The sequence below is a fragment of the Photobacterium lucens genome, assembly GCF_009873615.1.
GTDB lineage: Bacteria > Pseudomonadota > Gammaproteobacteria > Enterobacterales > Vibrionaceae > Photobacterium > Photobacterium lucens.
This window is the reverse complement of sequence record NZ_SSMG01000222.1, coordinates 1-4,899: the sequence shown is the minus strand read 5'-3', so window position 1 is coordinate 4,899 and position 4,899 is coordinate 1. Positions and strand designations below refer to the sequence as shown.

At 37.3% G+C, this 4,899-nt stretch carries 4 protein-coding genes; 3 read left to right on the top strand and 1 reads right to left on the bottom strand.

Annotated elements, in window-relative coordinates; all coding sequences use genetic code 11:
* Positions 1 to 159: 159 nt before the first annotated feature.
* The 3 genes from E5A76_RS09960 (at position 160) to E5A76_RS09950 (ending at position 4,204) form a co-directional block, all read left to right on the top strand.
* Complete coding sequence (locus tag E5A76_RS09960) at positions 160 to 3,114, top strand: bifunctional diguanylate cyclase/phosphodiesterase (RefSeq protein ID WP_161118831.1); 2,955 nt, start codon at positions 160 to 162, stop codon at positions 3,112 to 3,114.
* Between the two features lie 72 nt (positions 3,115 to 3,186).
* Positions 3,187 to 3,840, top strand: coding sequence for an HAD family hydrolase (locus E5A76_RS09955; RefSeq protein ID WP_161118830.1), 654 nt, complete (start codon positions 3,187 to 3,189; stop codon positions 3,838 to 3,840).
* Positions 3,841 to 3,937: 97 nt separating this feature from the next.
* Positions 3,938 to 4,204: a hypothetical protein gene (locus tag E5A76_RS09950; protein ID WP_081001744.1), complete on the top strand. Its 267-nt coding sequence runs from the start codon at positions 3,938 to 3,940 to the stop codon at positions 4,202 to 4,204.
* 81 nt (positions 4,205 to 4,285) lie between these two features.
* On the opposite strand, the gene E5A76_RS09945 is transcribed toward E5A76_RS09950, so the two are convergent.
* Entirely contained in the window at positions 4,286 to 4,855 is a 570-nt protein-coding gene (locus E5A76_RS09945; protein WP_161118829.1) for an isochorismatase family cysteine hydrolase, read from the bottom strand.
* Between the last annotated feature and the right edge of the window lie 44 nt (positions 4,856 to 4,899).

Below are 4,899 nucleotides of genomic sequence, written 5' to 3'. Positions count from 1 at the left end.
TACTTGCGATAATGTAATAAGTAAACTGATATAAATCAAAACTAAAGTAATAAAGCGAAAGTTGCTTGATGATAAGCTTCTTTTAAATAAAGTGGTATTGTACATTATGCACTCTATACTTTTTTGACATACTACAATTATCTTAGGTTAGAAAATTTAATGGTTACTGCATTAAAAGCGTTAAAGCGAAATCAATATGGTAAAGATTTTATATCCCACACTATGCAGTCAATATTTAATGAATTACAGCCAGATCATTACTATATCGCCTATTTTAATAAAAGTTGTAGTAAGGCAACATCGCTAGCTTATTACATTGATGGTGTTATTACTGATAGCACGATAAGTTACCTTTTAGATGATGTTCCGTGCCGAAAAGTTTTGGAAAGTGGAGCTATTTACCTTATCGAAGATCACGCATATTCTGCTTATCCAAAAGATAAATTGATGGTTGAACAGCAGTTTGAATCCTATCTTGGTATTCCTATTATTTCGCCTCATGACGATGTGATTGGTATTGTTGTATGCCTATTTCAGCAGCCGTTTTATTTATCGCAAGAGCATACCGATTGGGCCGAAGCTATGGGGTTATTGCTAGGTTCAGAGCTTCAATACTTGGCATTACTGTCAGAGCAAAAATTGCTACTTAGTGAAATGGAGGCGTCCCAACGTGTTGCTAAATTAGGAAATTGGCAGTGGGATGTATTAACCAATACTTATACATGGAGTAAAGAAGCCTGCCGTATTTACGAGTTAGAGAACTGCTTGCATCCTGATCTTAAATTTGTGCAAAGCTCAATTCATCCTGAAGATAGAGAGCGTGTGATCCAATTTATGGATGATATTATTACTTCCGAACATACCGGATATAATATTATTTATCGATTATTACTGCCTAGTGGGAAAGTTAAATACGTTCGTAAGGATTCAGTCATTGTTAAAGATGAAAAAGGTAAAACAACACTTATTCGTGGCATTATTCAAGATATCAGTGAGTTTTATCATATTTCTACAGAGTTATCTAAAACCTCCAATCAATTACATATTACCTATAATGCGGTAGCCGAAGGGGTATGGGAATATCATTTTAATACCCGTGAAAAAGTCACCTCGCCAAAAGTATGGGAAATCCTCAATATCGATGAGCGTGTTATTCATTCGTTATATGAGCTAATACGTTTGATCCATAGAGACGAAAGAAACGTTGTTTTAGATGCAATTAGAAAATTAAGAAATAATGAATCTCACTCTCTTAATTTTGATTTTCGTTTGAACCCTAAATTTGTGACAAACATTTTTTATATTGACCATTGGTTTCAATGTCAGGGTAAAGTAGTCGCTGTAAACTCATTTGGTGAGACTGAGAAAGTTGCAGGTATTTTAACGGACATTACTGAGACCGTTTCTACGGTTCAGCAATTAAATCTGGCGAAAACCGTATTTGATAATACCTCAGAATGTATTGTGATCACCGATAGTAATAACCATATCGTTACTGTGAATGAGTCATTTGAAACGGTAACAGGCTATAGCTGTGAAGAAGTGATTGGCAAAGATCCTCGAATTTTGGCATCAGGGTTTCATGACAAAGCGTTCTACGAAGAAATGTGGGATTGCGTTGAACACACAGGACAATGGAAAGGTCAGCTATACAATCGTCGTAAGAATGGCAATGTGTACCCTGAAGAAATGACTATCAACAAAGTTGAAGATGATAACCACGAGGTGGTGAACTATGTTGGTGTATTTCACGATATCAGTGTACGTCAACAAACAGAAAAAGAGTTGTTGTTCTATGCAAATAATGATGCTTTAACCACACTAATGAATCGCCGCTGTTTTACTGAAAGAGTAGAGCAGGAGATCAATTCGGCATGTGAGCAAGTAAAGAAAGGCGGTTGTAACCAAGAGTTCTCAGTGTTGTTTATTGATTTAGACGATTTTAAGTCAATCAACGATCTTTATGGTCATGATGTTGGCGATAAGTTGCTAAAGCATCTTGCTGAAATCTTATTGGACTTTTGTTCTAAAGAGACTTCAGTGTGCCGTTATGGTGGCGATGAATTTGCGATTTTATTAAAAGATAAATCGTCCTCATATGCCAAGCGGTACGCGCAAAAATTAATGCAAGCATTATCTCAGCCGATTTTTATTGATGAGTTACAGTTTAATATCACTATCAGTATTGGGATATCGACTTATCCTGAAAGTGGTGAGACACATCAAGCGTTGTTAAAAAATGCTGATTATGCAATGTATGAGCAAAAACGTAATGGGCGCAATGGTATTTCAATTTATGATGCACAGTTGCAGTCTGAATACATTCGAAAATTACGCTTAAAAGATCGTTTAATTAAAGCCATCGCAGAGAAAAAAATCCAAGTTTACTATCAACCAATTGTTGATATTGAAACGGGGAAAATCTGTAAATTCGAAGCATTAACGCGTTGGTTCGATGAAGAAGAAGGCTATATATCACCTATAGTCTTTATCGAAATGGCTGAAACCTACGGGTTAATAGGGCAATTAGGACGAGTTGTTTTCGAACAAGCGTGTCGAGATTTGGCTTACATGCATCAGAAGGGATATACCGATATTTGTATGTCTATCAATCGCTCAGTGCGTGAATTTGCTGTTTTTGATCAAAAGTATATTTACGACATTATTGATGAACATGGACTGGCGTATGACAAGATCATGATTGAAATCACCGAGTCTGCTGCTCTTGATGAAGGTAATAATATTTTAGAATTATTATCTGAATTTGCTCAGAAGGGTATCTGTATTGCGATTGATGATTTTGGAACTGGTTATTCGTCAATGTCAGCTATTATTGCCAATAAGCCGAATGTGATAAAAATTGACCGCAATTTTATTGTTGATATTGAGCAGAGTGTTGAAAGTCAGATTTTAGTCTCACTTGTTATGGATATGAGTCGTAAACTTCATTTAGATGTTGTGGCTGAAGGTGTTGAAACAAAAGCACAACTTCAACTGTTATCTAAAATGGGATGCCACTATATTCAAGGTTTTTATTTTAGTCCTGCAGTGAATATTGATGCGGCGATGGTACTGCTTAAGCAGAGTAATGTGTGTGCGATTACCTCATGCTAATCACTTCTTAGATACATGATTATCAATAGTCGTGCTATAAGGTAACAGTGGACAGTAGTTATCAGGTAATACATGCAAACGTTATTTTTTGATTTTGATGGAACATTAGTTGATTCGGAACGCTTTCATGCTGCGAATTGGAGCCAATATTTAGCAGGTCATGGGGTTGAGTTAAGTATTGATACATTTATGTCTCAGTACGCTGGTGTTACTTGGCCCCACATCGCTGAGCATTTTATTTCTCACTATAAGATTCCTACAACAGTTTCTACCATGATCAATGAGATGGAAACATTGACTGAAGCGATGATCATTGAAAAGGGCATTCCAGCAATGCCTGGTGTGGATGATTTGCTTAAAACCTTATCAGGCAAAGTGCCGATGGCAGTGGTCACGGGAGCGCCGAGAGATTACGTGACGGGAGTGTTAGCTCAGCATGGTTGGTTGTCACTGTTTGATAATGTTTTTAGCGGTTATGAAGTCACAAATAATAAACCTGCCCCTGATGTGTATTTACAAGCCTGTAAAACAATGCAGGTTTTGCCAGAAAAGGCGGTGGCTGTAGAAGATAGTCGAACAGGATTAATGTCGGCACTGAGTGCCAATATTCATGCCGTATTTGTAAATGAACATAGCGCTAAGTTACCAGCACACGCGAACCATTCATTTGCATCTATGCCAGAAGCAACGCCATTGTTACTCTCTTTATTTAATCTGAATAATTAGCTATCTGTTGGTTATATTTGTTGAGTGGTAGTGCAAAACTAGCTGTTATTACGGTAAATACGATAGAATACGCCAAATTTATTTAGAGATGAATATGATGGAAAACGAAGAGATCATGACAGGCGATATGCTTGTTGAAACGGTTGAGAATCAGCTATCTGATGGTGAACCGTTAGTGGTTAAAGAAACACTCATGCGCTTAGTCATGACGGGGACACCACGTGAAGAAGCGATCCAAATGATGGCATGTGCACTGTCAATTGAAGTGTTTGATGTAATGAAAAACGAAGGTAAATTCGATTTAAAACGTTACAGTGAAAACCTTGCCGCATTACCTGATATGCCTTGGGAAGACGATATCTAGTCTTTACTCAATTAACCGCATTGCTCAGTTTTGCTTTTAGTCAGCTTAGCTAGTAATGCGGTTTTTACTGTGCTTCAGTATTTATTCTTTTAGCTGCTTTGAACTGTGTAACGTGGCTATGCGAGATAACATAGTTAACGAGCTTTGATGCTCTTCTTCTGTTGCTGCTGCACATGCATCGGTAATGATATGAACCTGATAATCACGGTCATGAGCATCTCTGACTGCTGATTGAATTGCCCACGCTGTACTCACTCCACAAAAATACACATCAGTGATCGCATTTGCACGTAATACACTATCTAGTTGTGTGTTATGAAATGGATTGACTCGAGGTTTGCAGATCACCAGATCGTCTTCTGTTATTGCTAAATCTTGATGAAATTGTGTTCCCCAACTCTTGAGATTTAATGCTCCTATACTCTCGGCTTTACCAAACATAGGGGAGTGACGGGGTAGATCGAGGTAATCATTGTTGAAGCCAACTTTGATAAAAATACAAGGGATATGGTTCTTACGAGCCCATGCAATCGCACTATTGGCATGTTTAATGGTATTACAGGCAATGACTTGTTGTGCGCAGCTAGGGATTTTCCCTTTTAAATCAACAATATCATTAATGAAATCAATAACAACTAATGCGCTTTTCATAATCACCTCGCTAAATAAATGATTATAACGAGTGTAAATGAATT